This window comes from Streptomyces sp. NPDC104367 (assembly GCF_055583825.1).
The window spans coordinates 201,683-221,165 of record NZ_JBVJND010000004.1; the positions used below are offsets into that span (position 1 = coordinate 201,683).

Sequence of the window (19,483 nt, forward strand, 5' to 3'; positions counted from 1 at the left end):
CCGTGCGCCTTTCGTCCGGCTTCGCAGCGGGGGGGGGTGAGCGGTGTCGCGTCCGCCTCGGCCGCTGGAGGGGGCAGACGACGACCCGTGCCTGGCCGGCGCCGGATCGCAGCCCAGGTCTCCCCCAACCGGACTGCCTCGCCTGCTCCTTGGTCGGCCGGAGCAGTGAGTCCACTGTGACATCGACCAACATCGCCTCGCAACCAGCAAGTTGAAAATTGCAAGAAGCGAAGTGCATGCTGCTCCCGACAAGAAGTGATCGAATGAGTCCGTGAACCGATCATGATGGCGTGATCACGGTGACCCTGAAACCTGGTACGAGGGGGTAGGGCGTGACCTCGGAGACCGACTGGGGCGGTGCCCCTTCCGTCCTGCGCATGATCCTCGGCAGGCAGCTGGAGGAGATGCGGACCCGGGCCGGCCTGACGTACGAACAGGCGGGCGCCGCGATCGGCGTCAGCCACTCCACGATCCGCCGGATGGAGGCGGCCAAGGTCGCCCGGCTCCGGCTGGCCGACGCCGAGAAGCTCCTCCAGGTGTACGGGGTGACCGAGCGCCAGGAGGTCGACACCTTCCTGCAGTCGGTCCGCGAGGCCAACAAGCGGGGCTGGTGGCACACCTACCGGGACGTGATGCCGGACTGGTTCGCCGCGTATCTCAGCCTGGAACAGGCCGCGTTGCAGATCCGCGCCTACGAGAACGAGTTCGTGCACGGTCTGCTGCAGACCCGCGCGTACGCCGCCGCCCTGCTCGGCGCCGGCAACCCGCACGCGTCCGGTGAGTCCACCGAGCGCATGGTGGCGCTGCGCATGCGCCGCCAGGAACTGATCACCAAGGAGTCGCCGCCGCGGCTGTGGGTGGTGATGGACGAGACGGTGCTGCGCTGGCCGGTCGGCGGTTCCGAGGTCATGCGCGCCCAGGTCGACCACCTGATCGAGATCAACCGGCTCCCCAACGTCACCTTGCAGATCATGCCCTTCGCCAACGGCCCGCACCCCGCGATGCGCGCGGGTGCGTACCACCTCTTCCGGTTCAAGGCCCCCGAACTGCCCGACATCGTCTATCTCAACGGCCTGGTGGGCGCTGTCTACCTGGACAAGGGCGACGACGTCGTGGTCTACCGCGAGGCCCTGGACCGGTTGGGCGCACAAGCGGCGCCCGCCAGAAAGACCGAGGCCTTCCTCGGTGCGATTCGCAAGGAGCTCTGACGTGCACCACCCCGTACACAACGGCATTCCGTCCCGGCAACTCGGCGCGCGCGGCTGGTCCAAGCCGTGGAGCGACGACGCCGGCGGCGCCTGCGTGGAAGTGAAGAAGCTGGCCGACGGCCGGGTCGCGGTACGCCAGTCGACCGACCCCGACGGTCCGGCGCTGGTCTTCACGCCCCGGGAGATGACGACTTTCCTGTCCGGTGTGAAGGCGGGTGACGCCGACTTCCTGATGTGACCCCTGTTTCTGGAACTTCCTTGCTATAGCTGATCGTTCAACCAACCCCCCACACCCGACGCAGCACCCCGCAGTCCCTCCGAACACCCCCGCATCCCCCCTCACCTGAATGGGAGACACGGCGTTGCCCGACAACGGATGGCCGGCCGACCGCATCGACACCGAGAACGCGCACTCCGCGCGGATCTACGACTACATCCTGGGCGGCAAGGACTACTACCCCGCCGACCAGGAGGCGGGTGACGCCATGTCCCGGGAGTGGCCCGCGCTCCCGATCCACATGCGTGCCAACCGCGACTGGATGAACCGCGCGGTGCGCTGGCTCGCCGAGGAGGCGGGCATGCGCCAGTTCCTGGACGTCGGGACGGGCATCCCCACCTCCCCGAACCTCCACGAGATAGCCCAGGCGGTGTCCCCGGAGTCCCGGGTCGTCTACGTGGACAACGACCCGATCGTCCTCACCCTCTCCCAGGGCCTGCTCTCCAGCACGCCCGAGGGCCGCACGGCCTACATCGAGGCGGACTTCCGCGATCTGACGGACCTCTTCGAGGCCCCCGAACTGCGCGAGACCATCGACCTGGACCAGCCGGTCGCGCTCACGGTGATCGCCATCGTCCACTTCATGCTCGACGCGGACGACGCGGTGGGCGTCGTACGGCGGCTGCTGGAGCCGCTGCCGTCGGGCAGCTACCTGGCGATGTCCATCGGCACCGCCGAGTTCGCGCCCGAGGAGGTGGGCCGGGTCGCCCGCGAGTACGCGGCCCGCAACATGCCGATGCGGCTGCGCACCATCGACGAGGCCGAGCAGTTCTTCGAGGGCCTGGAACTGGCCGAGCCCGGCATCGTCCAGGTGCACAAGTGGCACCCGGACGGCACCGGCGAGCAGGGCATCCGCGACGAGGACATCGCGATGTACGGAGCGGTCGCCCGCAAGCCGTGACCCGACTCCGTGCCGGGGCCCGGCTCACCTTCCCGGCCCCGGCACGGTCGCCCGGCCCCGACGGCCCCGCCCGGCGCGGCAGCCGGCCGCGCCGGACTCAGGCGTACGGGTCGAAGGCGATCCCGGACGGTTGGGAGTTCGCCAGGCCGGACTCGAAGGAGCCGTCCTTGATCTTGATGGTGGCGTCCCCGAAGTCCGCGTTCATGAGCTTGTCGCGGAACCCGCCCGGGTAGCCGTTCCAGCCGACCAGCCGCGGGAAGAACCAGCCGCCGGTCACGTTCTCCGGCGGGTCGTCGTTCGTGTTGGCGAACCGGAAGTCGTGCGTGGACAGACCGTCCTTGTGGTAGACGATCTTCGGGTGGGTGCCGTCGAAGCGGATCGCGGAGGCGGCCGCCACCTGGTAGCCGGTGTGCTGGGACACCGAGACGTACCGCACCTGGTCGCCGGAGATCCACACCACCACGTGCTCCCAGTCGTGCCGGTGCCCGATGGCCAGCGGCCCGTAGGTGGCCTGGTCCTTCTCGAAGTAGCTGGCGTACATCACCGCGCACCAGCCGTTGTCGCACTTCTCGCGCGAATACGTGTTGGCGTTGGCGAGCTGCGCGTAGTCGTGGCAGTGGCCGTTGACGTCACCGCCCGGCGCCAGACCGGGGTTGAGGGTGCCGTCGGCGCCGATGGCCGCCGTGGCGTAGCAGCCGTCGCCGTCGTAGTCGTACGCCGGGGAGAACGTCTGCTCCAGTCCGTCGGCGTTCTGCGGCAGCAGTGTCAGGACGTCCGCGTGGGCGGTGGCGGGCACCGCGACGACCAGGGCGAGCGCGCCCAGGACGGCGGCGAGCGCCTTGCCGAACGGCCGTACACGGGTGGGGGGTTGCGGGTCGGGCATGTGTCGACTCCCTGTCTCCGAAGGCGAGCCGGAGTCTGGCAGGGACCCAGTGGTCGAGACCACCCACGGAACTGAACCTTGCCACAAAGCCGGTTGAACAGCTGCCCGACCGTTATCCCAACAGCCCTGCTGTGAGCCCCTGTTGAGTTGCTGTCAACCGTCCGGATGCGCTTGCCGCGCACCGAGGCCCGGCGCCACGCTTCTGGTCGGCTCATCCCCCCACCACCCGAAAGGGAGCCCTCGTGAGCGACTCAGACACGCGGTCCGCCGTACTGGACCGACGCGGATTCCTCGGCGCCGCCGTCGCGGCCGGGCTGCTCGGCACGCTGCCCGCGCCGGCCGAGGCACGCAGCGCCGCCGACCCGGTCACCACGGAGTCCGGCCAGGTCACCGGGGTCACGGGCGGCCTGCGGGGCGTCACCGTCTACAAGGGCATCCCCTACGGCGCCTCCACCGCCGGGGACGGCCGCTGGCGCCCGCCGCAGCCGGCCCCCGCCTGGGACGGCGTCCGGGCCGCCGACTCCTTCGGACCCGCCTGCCCGCAGCCCGTCACCGGCATCCCCGCCGACCAGGTGCCCGAGCTGAGCGAGGACTGCCTCAACCTCGACATCTGGACGGCGGCGACGGGTTCGGGCGACGCCCGGCCCGTCCTCGTCTGGCTCTACGGCGGCGACCGGGCCCTGTGGTCAGGCCAGGAGATCTACAACGGCTCGATGCTCGCCTCCAAGGGCCTGGTCGTCGTCACCCCCAACCACCGCGTCGGCCCGCTCGGCGGTCTCGCCCACCCCGCCCTGAGCGCCGAGTCCGGATACGGCGGCTCCGGCAACTGGGGCATCCTGGACGCCGTCGCCGCCCTGGAGTGGGTCCAGCGCAACATCGGCGCGTTCGGCGGCGACCCCGGCCGGGTGACGCTCGCGGGCTGGGCGCAGGGCGCCTCCTTCGTGAACATCCTGCTGGCCTCCCGCCGGGCCCGGGGCCTCTACCACCGCGCGCTGCTCTCCTCGGGCGTGCGCTCCACCAAGGACCCGGCGCTCGCCCAGGACCCCGCCCGCTACCGGACCCTCGCGGACGCCGAGGCCAACGGCACCGCCCTCGCCGCAGCCCTGGGCGCCGCCGACCTCGCCGCGCTGCGCGCGCTGGACGCCGACGACCTGGTCGCCCGCGCCTGCGCCGACACCGCCGCCGACTTCGGCCACGTCCTGGACGGATACGTCCTGCCGGACACCTACACCGCCGTGCTGGAGGACCGCGCCGAGACCGACGTACCCCTGCTCACCGGCGTCTGCCAGGACGCCAACGGCGCCTCGCCCGACCTGAAGCTGACCCTCGACGAGTACCGGGCCCGCGCCGAGTCGCAGTTCGGCCCGCTGGGGCTCACGGACACCTTCCTCCAGCTCTACCCGGCGGACACCGACACGGCGGCCGCCCAGCAGTACAGCGCCTACGCCCGGGACGAGGAACGCGTCTCCGCCTTCCTGTGGGCCGCGCAGTACCAGGACACGGCCGGCAACTCCGGCCCCGTGCACACCTACTTCTGGACCCGCGTACCGCCCGGGTACGACGACACCAACCCGGTCGTCGGCACCGCCGCGACCGGCGCCTTCCGCGGCTCCGACGTCTACTACCTGCTCGGCTTCCTCTACAACACCGACCGCCCCTGGACCTCCAAGGACTACGACACCGCCGACACCACCGCCTCCTGCGTCGCCCGCTTCGCCGCCACCGGCGACCCGAACGGCGGCTCCCTCACCACCTGGCCGGCGTTCGCCACCGACACCCCGCAGACCATGGAGCTCGGCGCCCGCTCCGGCACCCTCGCGGTCGCCGACAGCGACGCCAAGCTGGCCTTCCTGAAGACGTACCTGCAAGCACAGACCAGGGAGTTCTGAGGCGGGTCCGTCAGGCGCGGGCGGAGCCGTGGCCGAGGATGCCGTGGTGGTCGCGGCGGTGCCCGGAGGCGGTGCGGTGCAGGGCGATCAGGGCCGCGTCGTCTCCGAGGCGGCCGCCCGCGTGGGCCAGCAGATCGCGCCGGATGTGGTGCAGCAGCGTCTCCGGAGCGGCGTCGGTCCACTGCGCGACCCGCTCCGCCAGCGGGTAGAAGCGGCCCTGCGCGTCCCGGGCCTCGACCACACCGTCGGTGTAGAGCAGCAGGGTGTCGCCCGGCTCGAAGGAGAACACGTCCAGCGTGTGCTCGGCGCCGTTCGCGGCGGGCACGCCCAGCGGCGGCGACGGGTGCAGGCTCGGCACGGTGACCGCGTGCCCCGGACTGAGCAGCAGCGGCGGCGGGTGGCCGCAGCTGGTCATCCGGGTGAGCGGGTCCTCGTCGGGGATCTCGACCAGCAGCGCGGTGGCGAACCGCTCACCGGCCTCCTCCGGCGGCTCCAGGTCCGCCGCGTAGTGGTGCACGGTCTGCTCCAGGGCGCCGGCCAGCTCCGGCAGCGTGACCTTGCGGTGGGCGGCCTCCCGGAAGGCGCCCAGCAGCAGGGCCGCCTCGCCGATCGCGGACAGCCCCTTGCCCCGGACGTCGCCGATCAGGACCCGGACCGCGCCGTCGCGCCGGGTGGCCGCGTACAGGTCCCCGCCGATCTGCGCCTCGTCCTCGGCCGCCATGTACAGGGAGGCGATCCGCAGCGGGCCGATCTGCTCGGGCAGCGGCCACATCAGCACGTGCTGTGCGGCCTCGGCGACCGTGCGCACCTGCGCCAGCTGGGCCCGCCGCCGCTCCCGGACCGCGCCGTAGACCACCACCATCACCGAGAGCAGCGTCAGGGTGACGATCTGCACGATGTGGTTGGCGGTGCCCAGCCCGCCCTGGACGACCGCTATCAGCGCCTGGGCGGCCACTGCCAGCACTCCGACGAGCGCCGTCGCCCGGGGGCCGGCGAAGGACGGGGTGAGCGCGGGGGCGATGACCAGGGCGGGACCCAGATGGATGTCCTGCGGCGAACGGAGGTCCGCCACCGTGATCACCACGATGAGCGCGATCGGGAGCAGCAGCAGGGCATGGGACGACCGCCCCGCCTGCCACCGCACCGCCGCACCGTTCTGCCGGGTCCCCATGCCACAAGAGTGCGCCGCCCGCGGTCGACCGGCCACCGAGACCCGGCGTGGCGTCCCTACAGGTCCACGGAGCGCATGCCGGCCTCGTCGTAGCGCTCGCCCGCCGCCCTGGGCACCTCGGCCTCGATCCGGGCCAGGTCCTCCTTGGTCAGCTCCACGTCGACCGCGCCCGCGTTCTGCTCCAGGTAGGTGCGGCGCTTGGTGCCCGGGATCGGGACGATCCCGTCGCCCTGGGCCAGCACCCAGGCGAGCGCCAGCTGCGCCGGGGTGACGTCCTTCTCGGCGGCGATCTCCTTGACCTTGGCGGCCAGCCGCAGGTTCGCCTCCAGGTTGTCCCCGGTGAAGCGGGGGCCGGAGCGGCGCCAGTCGCCCGCGTCGAGATCGTCGGGGGAGGAGAACCGGCCGGCCAGGAAGCCGCGGCCCAGCGGCGAGTAGGGCACGAAGCCGATGCCCAGCTCCCGGCAGGTGGGCAGCACGCCGTCCTCCGGGTCCCGCGACCACAGCGAGTACTCCGTCTGGACGGCCGTGACCGGGTGCACCGCGTGCGCCCGCCGGATCGTCTCGGGGCCCGCCTCGCTCAGCCCGATGTGCCGCACCTTGCCCTCGGCGACCAGCTCGCCCAGCGCGCCGACGGTCTCCTCGATCGGCACGTCCGGGTCGACCCGGTGCTGGTAGTACAGGTCGATGTAGTCGGTGCCCAGCCGCCGCAGGGAGCCGTGGACCGAGCTGCGGACGTGCTCCGCCGAGCCGTCCTGGCGCCCGATGGTGCTCATGTCCCCCGGGACGGCGTCGTCCATCCGGTAGTTGAACTTCGTCGCGATCACGTACTCGTCCCGGTGCCCCCGGACCGCCTCGCCGACCAGCGACTCGTTGGTGAGCGGGCCGTAGAGCTGCGCGGTGTCGAGGAAGGTGACCCCGAGCTCCAGCGCCCGGTGGATGGTCCGTACGCCCTCGTCCTGGTCGGCCGTGCCGTAGAAGGCGGACATGCCCATGCAGCCGAGGCCGATGGCCGAGACCGGCAGATCCCGCAGAGTGCGCTGTTGCATGTGAACCCAGCCTTTCCCGCTGACTCGTTCTTCACCACGGACGCTACGACTTCAAGAGCACTCGAAGTGAAACGGGCGACGCCGCCGCGGCGGACCCGGTAGACAGGGACGCATGCTGCTGCGCCAGCTCGAGTACCTCGTCGCGCTCGCCCGGGAGCGGCACTTCGCCCGGGCCGCCGCGGCCTGCCACGTCTCCCAGCCCTCACTGTCCGCGGCGATACGGCGGCTCGAACACGAACTGGCGGTGCCGATCGTGCGCCGGGGCCGCCGCTACGAGGGCCTGACCCCCGAGGGCGAGGTCGTGCTCGCCTGGGCGCACCGCATCCTCGCCGAGGGGGACGCGCTGCGCCAGGAGCTGTCGGCGCTGCGGGACGGTCTGACCGGCACCCTGCGCCTGGGGATCGTCCCCACCGCCGTCCCCGTCGCCTCGCTCCTCACCGGCCCCTTCTGCGACCGGCACCCGCACGCCCGGGTGGCCATGGAGTCCCTGTCGTCCGCCGACATCCGGCGCGGCCTCGCCGGGTTCGAGCTCGACGCGGCCATGACCTACCTGGACGACGACGAACTGCGGCAGGTGCGGCGCTTCCCGCTCTACGAGGAGCGCTACGTGCTGCTCACCCCGGCCGACGGCCCGCTCGGCGACACGGCCACCGCGACCTGGGCGCAGGCCGCCGGGCTCCCGCTCTGCCTGCTCGGACGCCGGATGCGCAACCGGCGGATCATCGACGAGTGCTTCGCCGCCGACGGAGCCGCCCCCGTCCCGGCCGTCGAGTCCGACAGCGTGGCCGGACTCTACGCCCACCTCCCCGGCGGCCGCTGGTCCAGCGTGATCTCGCACGCCTGGCTGCACATGTTCGGCGTACCGGCCGGCATGCGCGTGGTCCCCCTGGAGGGACCGGCCCACGGCCCCCGCGTGGGGCTCGTCGTCGCCCGCAGCGAACCCCAGTCCGTGCTCGCGCGGGCGCTGGTGCGGGTCGCCCGGGAGGCCGGCCTCAGGGACGCCCTCGACAGCCGCCTGCACGCCGTGCTGGACGGCCGCGGCTGATAGGAGCCGGCTATCACGGCATAGCAACGTTCGCTTTGACCTGCGCGGTTGACCCCAAGGATCGTGAAAGGCACCCATCCGCAACGGAGTTGAGGAGCCGCCGCCATGGCCAAGGTGCTCTGCGTGCTGTACGACGACCCGACCGACGGATACCCGAAGAGCTACGCCCGCGACGGCATCCCCGTCATCGACCACTACCCGGGCGGCCAGAGCGCCCCCACCCCCGAGGCGGTCGACTTCGTCCCCGGCCGCCTCCTCGGCAGCGTCTCCGGCGAACTCGGCCTGCGCGCCTTCCTGGAGAAGGCCGGACACACCCTCGTCGTCACCTCCGACAAGGACGGCGCGGACTCCGTCTTCGACCGTGAACTCGCCGACGCGGACGTCGTCGTCTCGCAGCCGTTCTGGCCCGCCTACCTCACCCCCGAGCGCATCGCCGCCGCCGGTAACCTCAAACTGGCCGTCACCGCGGGCATCGGCTCCGACCACGTCGACCTCGACGCCGCGATCGCGCACGGGGTGACGGTGGCCGAGGTGACGTACTCCAACAGCATCAGCGTCGCCGAGCACGTGGTGATGACGATCCTCGGGCTGGTGCGGAACTACCTGCCGTCCCACCGGGTGGTGCTCGACGGCGGCTGGAACATCGCCGACTGCGTGAGCCGCTCCTACGACCTGGAGGGCATGCACGTCGGCACCGTCGCCGCCGGCCGGATCGGCCTCGCCGTGCTGCGCCGCCTCGCGCCCTTCGACGTCCGGCTGCACTACACCGACCGCACCCGGCTGCCCGAGGCGGTGGAACGCGAGCTGAACCTGACCTTCCACGAGAGCACGGCGGACATGGTCCCGCACTGCGACGTCGTCACCGTCAACGCGCCCCTGCACCCGCAGACCGAGGGACTGTTCGACGACCGGCTCATCGGCACCATGAGGCGCGGCGCGTACCTCATCAACACCGCGCGCGCCCGGATCGCCGACCGGGACGCCGTCGACCGGGCCCTGCGCGGCGGACAGCTGGCCGGGTACGCGGGCGACGTCTGGTACCCGCAGCCCGCGCCCGCGGACCACCCGTGGCGCACCATGCCGCACCACGGGATGACCCCGCACATCTCCGGCTCCAGCCTCTCCGCGCAGGCCCGCTACGCGGCCGGCACCCGGGAGATCCTGGAGTGCTGGCTCGCCGGCCGGCCGATCCGCGACGAGTACCTGATCGTCGACGGCGGCGCCCTGGCCGGCACGGGAGCCAGGTCCTACTCGGTGAACACCCGCTAGGGCTTGAGCCGGACGGGCAGCTCGAACAGGTCGTTCTGGGTGACCACCGGCTTGTTGCGCAGCTCGGCGGCCGGCACCGCCAGGTCCAGGCCGGGGAAGCGGCCGTACAGCGCGGGCAGCGCGACCCCCGCCTCCAGCCGGGACAGCGCCGCGCCCGGGCAGACGTGCGGGCCGTGCCCGAAGGAGATGTGCCGGTTCCTGGTCTCCCGGGTGATGTCGAACTTCCCGGCGCTCGGCCCGTGCGCGTTCTCGTCGCGGCCTATCGCGGCGTACGACACGATGAGCGCGTCGCCCGCCGGGAGCACCTTGTCGCCGACCTGGACGTCCTCGGTGGCGAAGCGGATCAGGACGTGCGAGGTCGGGGTGGACCAGCGCAGGGTCTCCTCGACCACCGCCGACCAGTCCACCTCGCCGGAGAGCACCTTGGCCCGCTGCCCGGGGTGGGTGGAGAGGTTGACGACGGCGTTGACGATCAGGGAGATCGTCGTCTCGTGACCGGCCGCCACCATCAGCTGGAGGGTGGAGACGATCTCCGCGTCCGTGAGGCTGTCGCCGTCCTCGGAGGCCAGGATCAGCGCGCTGGTGAGGTCGTCGCCGGGCGCGGCCCGCTTGGCGGCGACCGTCTGCGCCATGATCCCGGCCAGCTCCGTGAGGGTCGCGATGACCTCCTCGGGCGGCGTGAGGGTGGAGAAGAACTTCTCGAACAGCACCTTCAGCCGGGGGAGTTCGGCCTCGTCGATGCCCATCAGGTCGGCGACCACGTACATCGGCAGCGGGTAGGCGAAGGCCGCCTTGAGGTCGACGCTCTCCGCGCCCTCGGGAAGCGCGTCCAGCAGGTCCTGGGTGAGCTTCTCGATGCGCGCGCGCATCTCCTCCACCCGGCGCGGGGTGAGCGCCTGCGCGACCAGGGTGCGCATCCTGCGGTGGTCGGCGCCGTCCACGGTGAGCATCGAGCGGCCGGGGTTGGCCAGGCCGATCAGCGGCCAGTCCGGCGCGATCTCCCCGCGCTGCCAGGCGCCCCACACGTTGATGTCCTTGACCAGACGCGGGTCGGTGAGCAGTGCCCTGGCCTCGGCGTGCCGGGTGACGGCCCACACCGGCACCCCGCCGGGCAGTTCCACCGCGGCCAGCGGACCGGCGGCGCGCAGCCGCTCGCTCTCGCCGTCGAGGTCGCTGACGAAGGGGTCGAGGGCGATCCGGGTTTGTTCGGTACCGGTCGTCATCGTGACGTGCCTCCCAGGGCAGGGTCGGGTAACTGCGCCATCGGTGTGCTGCGCCTGTCTGTCGATGCGAAGGTGCGGAGGTACTGAGCACAGAGGTACTGAGCACAGAGGTACTGAGCACAGAGGTACTGAGCACAGAGGTACTGAGCACGGACGTGCTGAGTTCGGACGTGCTGAGGTGTGCAGGTGCGGGTCAGCGGACCGGGACGGGGCTGAACCGGACCGGCAGCTCGGTCAGTCCGCGCAGCCAGGGCGAGGGCCGCCGGGTGAGGGAGCCGGCCGGGATCGCCAGGTCGATGTCGGGCAGCCGGTCCAGCACCACCTCGATGCCGGTCCGCGCGATCACCTCGGCGATCTCCTGCGCGGGGAACGGGCAGCGGTGCTCGCCGTGCCCGAAGGAGAAGTGCGCGTTGTTGCCGCCGGTCAGCGCGGACGCGTCGGTGCGGACCTGCGGGTCCGAGTTGGCGCCCTGCAGACCGAGCAGCAGCAGGTCACCGGCGCGGATCCGGCGCCCGCCCAGCTGGGTGTCCCGGACGGCCCAGCGCCCGGCGATGTTCTGACTGGGGGTGTCCTCCCACAGCACCTCGTTCATCGCCTCCGCGACACTGTTGCGGCCGCCGAACAGGGAGGCCGCGAACCGGTCGTCGGTGAGCATCAGCCGCAGCGAGTTGCCGATCCAGTCGGCGGTCGGCTGGTGCCCGGCCGCCATCATGACCATCAGGTCCTGGGAGATCTCCTCGTCGGTGAACCCGCTCGTGTTCTGGAGCATCCGCGACACCACGTCGTCGGCCGGGCCCGCCTTCCGGTCGGCCAGCAACTGCGCCATGGACGTGGCCAGGTGTATCTGGCCGGCGATCGCCCGCTCGCGCCCGTCGATCATGTCGTTGAGCGCGGTGACCAGGCCCGGCCCCTCCTCGTCGGAGAAGCCGAACAGCCGCGCCAGCACCCGTACCGGCAGCAGCATCGCGTACTGGCCGATCAGGTCGGCCTCGCCGATCGAGCACACGCCGTCGATCAGCTCGTCCGCGAACCGCTCGGCGTGGCGGCGCAGTTCGAACGGGTCGACGGCCTCCAACGCGTCGTTGATCATGCCGGCGCGCTCGCGGTGCCGCTCGCCGACGGTGTAGAGGATCGACGGCTGCTTGCGGCCGATCATCGGCAGCAGCGGCCAGTCGTCCGGGATCATGTCCCACTGGTTCCACAGGTCGGAGTCCCGGCTGAACAGCGCCGGGTCGCCGGTGACCTGGTGCAGCTCTCGGTAGCCGAGCACCAGCCAGGCGGGCACGTCACCGTCGAGCACGACGGGTGTCACGGCACCGTGGTCGCGCCGCATCTCCCGGTACAGCTGCGCCGGGTCGGTCTGGAACCGCGGGCCGCTCAGCGGCACGGCTTCGGGGGTCACACGAACTCCTGTCGGGGCGGGTCGGCCGGCGCGGACAGGCCGGCGTACCGGTTCTTGACGTGCTGGACCAGCGTGATCAGCACCTGCTTGCCGGACTCCCGGGACCGGGCGTCGCACTGCACCAGCGGGACGTGCGGGTCGAGGTCGAGCGCGTGCCGGACGTCGTCGGTGGAGTGCAGGGTGCCGCCGAAGTCGTTGCAGGCCACGATGAACGGCGTGCCGTGCTTCTCCAGCCGGTCGATCGCGTACCAGGAGTCGCCGATCCGCCGGGTGTCGACGAGCACGACCGCGCCGAGCGTGCCGGAGAACAGCCGGTCCCACAGGAACCAGAACCGCTCCTGCCCCGGCGCCCCGAACAGGTACAGCACATTGCGGGCGTCCAGCGTGATCCGGCCGAAGTCGAAGGCCACGGTGGTCGCGGACTTGCCCCGCACGCCCCGGATGTCGTCGACCTGCTCGCCGGCCTGGGTCATCGTCTCCTCGGTGTTGAGGGGACGGATCTCGCTGACCGAGCGGACCAGGGTGGTCTTGCCGACGCCGAAGCCGCCCACGACCACGATCTTGAATCCGTTGTCGGCGGAGGCACCCAACGGGGTGCGCGCGTCAGAGATTGCGGAGTCCAACGAGCACCTGCTCCAGGATGTCGGGGTCGGTGATGGCCGGCCGGTGCGGATGGCGGGCGCTGACCCGGCCGGCCGCCAGCAGGTCGCCCAGCAGGATCTTGGTGATGCTCACCGGCAGGCGCAGCTCCGCGGCGACCTCGACCAGGGCGACGGGGAACTCGGCCATCCGCAGGATCGCCGCGTGCTCCGACTGCATGCCGGTCGTCGGCTCCGACTCGGCCACGACCAGCGTGACCAGGTCGAAGGGGTTGTCGGGTCCGGCACCGCTGCGGCCACCGGTGATGGTGTAGAGGCGGTCGGGCGCGTCGTCCCGTCCCGGCCGGCTCATGACGTACGGGGCTGCGCGGTCAGGTGCTCGCCGAGCTGTTCCACGAGTTCGCTCATGTTGTGCCCGATCAGCCCGGGGTCCGCGTCCTCGGCGGTCACCACCGCCAGGTGGGCGCCCTCGCCGGCCTCGACGATGAAGAGCACGCCTCCGTAGAACTCGGTCATGGCCGACCGTACGCCGCCGCTGCCGTCGCCGAACTCGATCGACGCCCCGTGCGACAGCGACTGGATGCCGGCGGCGATCGCCGCGAGCTGGTCGGCCTGGTCGACGGAGAGCTCGGGCGTACGGCAGAGTTTCAGCCCGTCGCGGGAGAGCACGAGAGCGTGCCGCGCGCCGGGGGTGCGCTCCAGGAGGCCCTCGATGAGCCAGGTGAGCTTGTCGTCGGCGGTGGTCCTGCCGGTCATGAAGTGGTGTCGCCTTCCGGGAACGCGTGCGGACGGGAGGTGGGCTCGGTACCGGACTCCGGGTGGGGCGCGGGGGCCGGATCGTGCACGGGGGTGGGGGCGTACGGGGCGGCGGGCGCGTCTGCCGCGGCCGGGGGCTCTGCGGAGTCGGCGTCGGCCTGGCGGACGGCCTGCCGGAAGCTGCTGAAGCGGGCGGCGCGCACCTTGGCGTCCTTGGCGGCGGGCGCGGGACGCTGCTCCGCGGGCTGGGGCGCCGACTTGCGCTCGGCCTCGGCGAGGGTCCGGCCGCGGCGCCGCCTGGGCAGCGCACCCGTGCCGTCCTCGTCCTCGTCGGGCTCGGCGGAGTCGTGCACGGGCAGCGGGTCCAGCGGGGCCTCCACCGGTTCGGGCGTCGCGGCCTGTGCCGCCGGCGCGGACGCGGACGCGGGCTCGTCGGCGGACGGGCGGGTCAGCAGGTCCTGCGGGACCATCATCAGCACCCCGGTGCCGCCGCGTGCCGACGGCCGGAAGGACACCTTCAGACCGTGCTTGCGGGACAGCCGGCCGACGACCGCGAGACCGAGCCGGGTGCCGGTGAGACCGCCGAGTTCGGCCGCGTCACCGGAGACCGCGCGCTCGGCGCGGCGCAGCTGGACGTCGCTCATGATCAGTCCGCTGTCCTCCACGGACACGATGATCCCGGCCGGCACCTCCTCCACGTACACGTGGACCTCGGCCGTCGGGGGCGAGAAGTTGGCCGCGTTGTCGAGGATCTCGGCCAGCGCGTGCATGACGCCCTCGGCCGCGTGCCCGGCGACGGCGGCCTCGCTCACCGAGTGCACCCGCACCCGGCGGTAGCCGCTGATACGGCCCATCGCGCCGCGCAGGATCGACTCCATGCCGATCGGACGGGCCCAGCGACGGCCGGACCGGGCGCCGGTCAGCACGGCTATGGAGTCGGCGAGCCGGCCCGCCTGGGCGGTGCGGTGGTCCAGGTGCAGCAGGTCGGCGAGGATGTCCTCGCCGGTGTGCCGCTCCTCCATCTCCCGCAGGTCGGCGAGGGTGGCGGTGGCCAGGGCCTGCATCCGGCCGGCCGCGTTGCCGGCCGCGGCGACGGCCGTGTCGCGCTGGCGGGAGGCCTCGTCCAGCGAGGTGGTGAGACGGGCGCTCTCCTGCCGGTACCACTCCAGTTCCTGGCCGCTGTCCTCCTGGAGGCGTACCCGCTCCTGCTCGAAGGAGTCGGAGAACTCGTGGCGCTGATGGGCCAGTTCATCGATCAGCCGCTGCTGCTCCTGGCGGGCCTCGTCGGTGAGGCGGGCCTGTTGCTGCAGCAGCCGTCCTATGTCCTGGTTCACCGCCTCCAGCCGCTGCCGGGCCCTGCGGGCTGCCTGCCCCGCGTGGACGGCCCAGGTCACCGCCGCGCAGAAGAGCAGGGCGGCCGCACCTGCCCCCAGCGCGAGGGGCGTCCGCACCGATGCCGGTGCGGCGGCCACCGCGGCGGTGACGGCCAGCGCCGACAGGGCGACGGTCAGAACGAAGGTCGGAGCGAGAGATCGGAGGGCAGGTCGATCGCCGGGATGCGTGGGCGCGGTCATCGGTCCGGTCTGGTCCTCGGGACGGGTAGGAAAACGGAGATCCGGTAAAGGAGAAGTGACGCTCGGTGCTGAACTGGGCGTCACTATACGAGAGATCGTGATCGAAACAGAACGGTTCCGGTCTCATTGCCTGAAACCGGCGTGGGGGGAGCCTGACTTGCTGTCTTCCGGCTGTCAACGCTCCCGCGCACCGCTCCGCCTGAACACCTCCCCCGCCACCGCCACCGGCCCGCCCGGTCGCCTCGGGCAAGCATCACGAATCCGAGGTTCGAAAAGGTCGGTCGTAGCTCCCACATCGTCGCAAATGATCCAAACCGCTCTACGATGACGATGACGATGACGTGGAACGGGCGGGGCAGGGTGCCGAGGGGGCGATGCCTTTCATGAGCGGCGACGGAGACCTGCAGCGTGGTGGAGCCGGTACGGCTGCTCGTCCGGCGCGGACCGTCCGGGCCGCTCCTGGCCTTCGTGGCCGCCTCGGGCGTCGTCCTCCGCCACGACCTCGCCCGGCACCCCCTCGGCGGACGGCTGGTGTGGCACCCGGGCGGAGTCACCGCCGGCCTGCCCCTGTGGCTGTCCCTGCCGCGCACCCCGGTGTCGCTGTACGTCCCGGCACCGTCCCGCCACCCGGTGCCGTCCTTCCCGCTCCCCTGAGACCCCGCGGGGCACGCGATCGACCCGCCGAAGTGTTCAACGACGTCAATGTGATGGTTTTCGCACTTCAGCCAGTCCGGGCAACCCCTAGGGTTGCGGCGAGCTACGGAGGGTCGCGGCTGACACCATGGTGTTCGTCGCCGGCAGGCTGAAGGGATCCAGGCATGTTCCGCAAGGTGCTGGTCGCCAACCGTGGAGAGATCGCCATCCGCGCGTTCCGCGCGGGGTACGAGCTGGGTGCGCGCACGGTCGCCGTGTTCCCGCACGAGGACCGCAACTCGCTGCACCGGCTGAAGGCCGACGAGGCGTACGAGATCGGGGAGCCGGGCCATCCGGTACGGGCCTACCTGTCCGTCGAGGAGATCGTGGCCGCCGCCCGCCGGGCCGGGGCCGACGCGGTCTACCCGGGCTACGGCTTCCTCTCCGAGAACCCCGAACTCGCCCGCGCCTGCGAGGAGGCGGGCATCACCTTCGTCGGGCCCGACGCCCACACGCTGGAGCTGACCGGCAACAAGGCCCGCGCGGTCGCCGCCGCCCGCGCCGCCGGTGTACCGGTGCTGGGCTCCTCGGCGCCCTCCAACGACATCGACGAACTGGTCCGGGCCGCCGAGGAGATCGGCTTCCCGGTGTTCGTGAAGGCCGTCGCCGGCGGCGGCGGCCGCGGCATGCGCCGGGTCGAGGACCCCGCCGCGCTGCGCGAGTCCATCGAGCAGGCCTCCCGCGAGGCGGCCTCCGCGTTCGGCGACCCGACCGTCTTCCTGGAGAAGGCCGTCGTCGACCCCCGCCACATCGAGGTGCAGATCCTCGCCGACGGCGAGGGCAACGTCATCCACCTCTTCGAGCGCGACTGCTCGCTCCAGCGCCGCCACCAGAAGGTCATCGAGCTGGCGCCCGCGCCCAACCTCGACCCGGCCCTGCGCGACCGCATCTGCGCCGACGCCGTCCGCTTCGCCCGCGAGATCGGCTACCGCAACGCCGGCACCGTCGAGTTCCTCCTCGACCCCGCGGGCAACCACGTCTTCATCGAGATGAACCCGCGCATCCAGGTCGAGCACACGGTCACCGAGGAGGTCACCGACGTCGACCTGGTCCAGGCCCAGCTGCGCATCGCCTCCGGCGAGACCCTCGCCGACCTCGGCCTCTCCCAGGAGACCGTGAAGCTGCACGGCGCGGCCCTCCAGTGCCGGATCACCACCGAGGACCCGGCCAACGGCTTCCGCCCCGACACCGGCCGCATCAGCGCCTACCGCTCCCCGGGCGGCTCCGGCATCCGCCTCGACGGCGGAACCACCCACGCGGGTACGGAGATCAGCGCGCACTTCGACTCGATGCTGGTCAAACTCACCTGCCGGGGCCGCGACTTCAGGGCCGCCATCGGCCGCGCCCGGCGCGCCGTCGCCGAGTTCCGCATCCGCGGCGTGGCCACCAACATCCCCTTCCTCCAGGCCGTCCTGGACGACCCGGACTTCCGGGCCGGCCGCATCACCACGTCGTTCATCGAGCAGCGCCCGCACCTGCTGACCGCCCGCACCTCCGCCGACCGCGGCACCAAGCTGCTCACCTACCTGGCCGACGTCACCGTCAACAAGCCGCACGGCGAGCGCCCCCACCTCGTCGAGTCCACCGCCAAGCTGCCCCCGCTGCCCGCCGGGGAGCCGCCCGCGGGCTCGCGCCAGCGCCTGGTCGAGCTCGGCCCCGAGGGCTTCGCCCGCCACCTGCGCGAGTCGCCCACCATCGGCATCACCGACACCACCTTCCGCGACGCGCACCAGTCGCTGCTCGCCACCCGCGTGCGCACCAAGGACCTGCTCGCCGTCGCCCCGGTCGTCGCCCGCACCCTGCCCGGGCTTTTCTCCCTGGAGTGCTGGGGCGGCGCCACCTACGACGTGGCGCTGCGCTTCCTCGCCGAGGACCCCTGGGAGCGGCTCGCCGCGCTGCGCGAGGCCGTCCCCAACATCTGCCTCCAGATGCTGCTGCGCGGCCGCAACACCGTCGGCTACACCCCGTACCCGACCGAGGTGACCGACTCCTTCGTCCAGGAGGCCGCCGCCACCGGCATCGACATCTTCCGCATCTTCGACGCCCTCAACGACGTCGGCCAGATGCGCCCCGCCATCGAGGCCGTGCGCGAGACGGGCACGGCGGTCGCCGAGGTCGCCCTCTGCTACACCGCCGACCTGTCCGACCCCGGCGAGCGCCTCTACACCCTCGACTACTACCTGCGGCTCGCCGAGCAGATCGTCGAGGCCGGCGCGCACGTCCTGGCCGTCAAGGACATGGCGGGCCTGCTGCGCGCCCCGGCCGCGGCCAAGCTGGTCTCGGCGCTGCGCCGTGAGTTCGAGCTCCCCGTCCACCTGCACACCCACGACACGGCGGGCGGCCAGCTGGCCACCTACCTCGCCGCGGTCCAGGCGGGCGCCGACGCGGTGGACGGCGCGGTGGCCTCCATGGCCGGTACGACCTCCCAGCCCTCCCTGTCGGCGATCGTCGCCGCGACCGACTACTCGGACCGTCCCACCGGGCTCGACCTGCGGGCGGTCGAGGACCTGGAGCCGTACTGGGAGAGCGTCCGCAAGGTGTACGCCCCCTTCGAGGCGGGCCTCGCCGCCCCGACCGGCCGGGTATACCACCACGAGATCCCCGGCGGGCAGCTCTCCAACCTGCGCACCCAGGCCGTCGCGCTCGGCCTCGGCGACCGCTTCGAGGACATCGAGGCGATGTACGAGGCCGCCGACCGCATCCTGGGCCGCCTGGTCAAGGTCACCCCGTCCTCCAAGGTGGTCGGCGACCTCGCGCTGCACCTGGTCGGCGCCGGGGTCGGCCCGGAGGACTTCGAGTCGACGCCCGACCGGTTCGACATCCCGGACTCGGTGATCGGCTTCCTGCGCGGCGAGCTGGGCACCCCGCCCGGCGGCTGGCCGGAGCCGTTCCGTACCAAGGCCATCCAGGGCCGCGCCGCGGCCAGGCCGGCGCCGGAACTCTCCGCCGAGGACCGCGAGGGTCTCGCCAAGGAGCCCCGCGCGACCCTGAACCGGCTGCTGTTCCCGGCCCCGACCCGCGAGTTCGAGACCCACCGCCAGACCTACGGCGACACCAGCGTCCTCGACAGCAAGGACTTCTTCTACGGCCTGCGCCCGGGCAAGGAGTACTCGGTCGACCTGGAGCCCGGAGTGCGGCTGCTGATCGAGCTCCAGGCGGTCGGCGAGGCCGACGAGCGCGGGATGCGCACGGTGATGTCCTCGCTCAACGGCCAGCTGCGGCCCATCCAGATCCGCGACCGGGCGGCCGCCTCCGACATCCCGGCCACCGAGAAGGCCGATCGCGCCAACCCCGGCCATGTCCCGGCCCCGTTCGCGGGTGTCGTCACCCTCGCGGTGACCGAGGGCACCGAGGTGGAGGCGGGCGCCACGGTGGCGACGATCGAGGCGATGAAGATGGAGGCCACCATCACCGCCCCGAAGGCCGGCCGCGTCTCCCGCCTCGCCATCAACCGCATCCAGCAGGTGGAGGGCGGCGACCTGCTGGTCGAGATCGCCTGAGCCGGGGACACCGCGGGGCCGGGGCGAGACGCCGCCCCGGCCCGGGA

General features: G+C 72.2%; 17 protein-coding genes. 8 read left to right on the forward strand and 9 right to left on the reverse strand.

From position 1 onward, the window contains the following. Positions 1 to 332: 332 nt before the first annotated feature. From ACZ619_RS08160 to ACZ619_RS08170, 3 genes are all read left to right on the forward strand, one after another. Positions 333 to 1,208 carry a helix-turn-helix domain-containing protein gene (locus ACZ619_RS08160; protein ID WP_469595657.1) on the forward strand — a complete coding sequence of 292 codons (876 nt, stop codon included), beginning with the start codon at positions 333 to 335 and terminating at the stop codon, positions 1,206 to 1,208. 1 nt (position 1,209) lies between these two features. After that, positions 1,210 to 1,446 (forward strand): DUF397 domain-containing protein, encoded by a 237-nt coding sequence (locus ACZ619_RS08165; RefSeq protein ID WP_469595659.1) that lies wholly within the window; start codon positions 1,210 to 1,212, stop codon positions 1,444 to 1,446. Positions 1,447 to 1,570: 124 nt separating this feature from the next. After that, positions 1,571 to 2,386, forward strand: coding sequence for an SAM-dependent methyltransferase (locus ACZ619_RS08170; protein ID WP_469595662.1), 816 nt, complete (start codon positions 1,571 to 1,573; stop codon positions 2,384 to 2,386). Between the two features lie 97 nt (positions 2,387 to 2,483). Here ACZ619_RS08170 and ACZ619_RS08175 read toward each other — a convergent pair whose 3' ends face one another. Continuing rightward, complete coding sequence (locus tag ACZ619_RS08175) at positions 2,484 to 3,269, reverse strand: NPP1 family protein (protein ID WP_469595664.1); 786 nt, start codon at positions 3,267 to 3,269, stop codon at positions 2,484 to 2,486. 242 nt (positions 3,270 to 3,511) lie between these two features. Here ACZ619_RS08175 and ACZ619_RS08180 point away from each other — a divergent pair, with 242 nt between their 5' ends. Further along, positions 3,512 to 5,158 carry a carboxylesterase/lipase family protein gene (locus ACZ619_RS08180; RefSeq protein WP_469595666.1) on the forward strand — a complete coding sequence of 549 codons (1,647 nt, stop codon included), beginning with the start codon at positions 3,512 to 3,514 and terminating at the stop codon, positions 5,156 to 5,158. Between the two features lie 10 nt (positions 5,159 to 5,168). Here ACZ619_RS08180 and ACZ619_RS08185 read toward each other — a convergent pair whose 3' ends face one another. Further along, a complete protein-coding gene (locus ACZ619_RS08185; protein ID WP_469595669.1) occupies positions 5,169 to 6,329 on the reverse strand; it encodes a PP2C family protein-serine/threonine phosphatase in 1,161 nt (386 codons plus the stop codon). 56 nt (positions 6,330 to 6,385) lie between these two features. Next, complete coding sequence (locus ACZ619_RS08190; protein WP_469595671.1) at positions 6,386 to 7,375, reverse strand: aldo/keto reductase; 990 nt, start codon at positions 7,373 to 7,375, stop codon at positions 6,386 to 6,388. 112 nt (positions 7,376 to 7,487) lie between these two features. Between ACZ619_RS08190 and ACZ619_RS08195 the strand changes: the two genes are divergently transcribed. Together ACZ619_RS08195 and ACZ619_RS08200 are read left to right on the forward strand one after the other, a co-directional pair. Then, on the forward strand, positions 7,488 to 8,420 hold the full coding sequence (locus tag ACZ619_RS08195; RefSeq protein ID WP_469595674.1) for a LysR family transcriptional regulator: 933 nt from the start codon (positions 7,488 to 7,490) through the stop codon (positions 8,418 to 8,420). 105 nt (positions 8,421 to 8,525) lie between these two features. Next, positions 8,526 to 9,689, forward strand: coding sequence for an NAD-dependent formate dehydrogenase (locus ACZ619_RS08200; RefSeq protein ID WP_469595676.1), 1,164 nt, complete (start codon positions 8,526 to 8,528; stop codon positions 9,687 to 9,689). Here ACZ619_RS08200 and ACZ619_RS08205 read toward each other — a convergent pair. From ACZ619_RS08205 to ACZ619_RS08230, 6 genes are all read right to left on the reverse strand, one after another. Beyond that, positions 9,686 to 10,912 carry a cytochrome P450 family protein gene (locus ACZ619_RS08205; RefSeq protein WP_469595678.1) on the reverse strand — a complete coding sequence of 409 codons (1,227 nt, stop codon included), beginning with the start codon at positions 10,910 to 10,912 and terminating at the stop codon, positions 9,686 to 9,688. The two genes, ACZ619_RS08200 and ACZ619_RS08205, sit on opposite strands and share 4 nt — an antisense overlap. A 193-nt stretch (positions 10,913 to 11,105) precedes the next feature. Beyond that, entirely contained in the window at positions 11,106 to 12,314 is a 1,209-nt protein-coding gene (locus ACZ619_RS08210) for a cytochrome P450 (protein ID WP_469595681.1), read from the reverse strand. Continuing rightward, positions 12,311 to 12,937, reverse strand: coding sequence for a GTP-binding protein (locus tag ACZ619_RS08215; protein ID WP_469595684.1), 627 nt, complete (start codon positions 12,935 to 12,937; stop codon positions 12,311 to 12,313). Before ACZ619_RS08215 ends, ACZ619_RS08210 begins: the two co-directional genes overlap by 4 nt. Next, complete coding sequence (locus ACZ619_RS08220) at positions 12,918 to 13,265, reverse strand: DUF742 domain-containing protein (RefSeq protein ID WP_469595687.1); 348 nt, start codon at positions 13,263 to 13,265, stop codon at positions 12,918 to 12,920. The genes ACZ619_RS08215 and ACZ619_RS08220 overlap by 20 nt, the downstream gene beginning before the upstream one ends. Further along, positions 13,262 to 13,669, reverse strand: coding sequence for a roadblock/LC7 domain-containing protein (locus tag ACZ619_RS08225; RefSeq protein WP_469595689.1), 408 nt, complete (start codon positions 13,667 to 13,669; stop codon positions 13,262 to 13,264). The genes ACZ619_RS08220 and ACZ619_RS08225 overlap by 4 nt, the downstream gene beginning before the upstream one ends. Then, positions 13,666 to 15,243 carry a sensor histidine kinase gene (locus tag ACZ619_RS08230; protein WP_469595691.1) on the reverse strand — a complete coding sequence of 526 codons (1,578 nt, stop codon included), beginning with the start codon at positions 15,241 to 15,243 and terminating at the stop codon, positions 13,666 to 13,668. Before ACZ619_RS08230 ends, ACZ619_RS08225 begins: the two co-directional genes overlap by 4 nt. Before the next feature lie 408 nt (positions 15,244 to 15,651). Between ACZ619_RS08230 and ACZ619_RS08235 the strand changes: the two genes are divergently transcribed. After that, on the forward strand, positions 15,652 to 15,897 hold the full coding sequence (locus tag ACZ619_RS08235; RefSeq protein ID WP_469595693.1) for a hypothetical protein: 246 nt from the start codon (positions 15,652 to 15,654) through the stop codon (positions 15,895 to 15,897). 164 nt (positions 15,898 to 16,061) lie between these two features. Beyond that, the gene (locus ACZ619_RS08240; protein ID WP_469595695.1) at positions 16,062 to 19,436 is read left to right on the forward strand and encodes a pyruvate carboxylase; all 3,375 of its coding nucleotides are present in this window, start codon (positions 16,062 to 16,064) and stop codon (positions 19,434 to 19,436) included. Positions 19,437 to 19,483: the final 47 nt, after the last annotated feature.

Excerpts from the sequence above, each read along its gene's own strand:
- ACZ619_RS08175 (WP_469595664.1), bottom strand. The coding sequence starts at position 3,269 with ATGCCCGACCCGCAACCCCCCACCCGTGTACGGCCGTTCGGCAAGGCG.
- ACZ619_RS08185 (WP_469595669.1), bottom strand. The coding sequence starts at position 6,329 with ATGGGGACCCGGCAGAACGGTGCGGCGGTGCGGTGGCAGGCGGGGCGG.
- ACZ619_RS08190 (WP_469595671.1), bottom strand. The coding sequence starts at position 7,375 with ATGCAACAGCGCACTCTGCGGGATCTGCCGGTCTCGGCCATCGGCCTC.
- ACZ619_RS08195 (WP_469595674.1), top strand. The coding sequence starts at position 7,488 with ATGCTGCTGCGCCAGCTCGAGTACCTCGTCGCGCTCGCCCGGGAGCGG.
- ACZ619_RS08200 (WP_469595676.1), top strand. The coding sequence starts at position 8,526 with ATGGCCAAGGTGCTCTGCGTGCTGTACGACGACCCGACCGACGGATAC.
- ACZ619_RS08205 (WP_469595678.1), bottom strand. The coding sequence starts at position 10,912 with ATGACGACCGGTACCGAACAAACCCGGATCGCCCTCGACCCCTTCGTC.
- ACZ619_RS08220 (WP_469595687.1), bottom strand. The coding sequence starts at position 13,265 with ATGAGCCGGCCGGGACGGGACGACGCGCCCGACCGCCTCTACACCATC.
- ACZ619_RS08225 (WP_469595689.1), bottom strand. The coding sequence starts at position 13,669 with ATGACCGGCAGGACCACCGCCGACGACAAGCTCACCTGGCTCATCGAG.
- ACZ619_RS08230 (WP_469595691.1), bottom strand. The coding sequence starts at position 15,243 with ATGACCGCGCCCACGCATCCCGGCGATCGACCTGCCCTCCGATCTCTC.
- ACZ619_RS08240 (WP_469595695.1), top strand. The coding sequence starts at position 16,062 with ATGTTCCGCAAGGTGCTGGTCGCCAACCGTGGAGAGATCGCCATCCGC.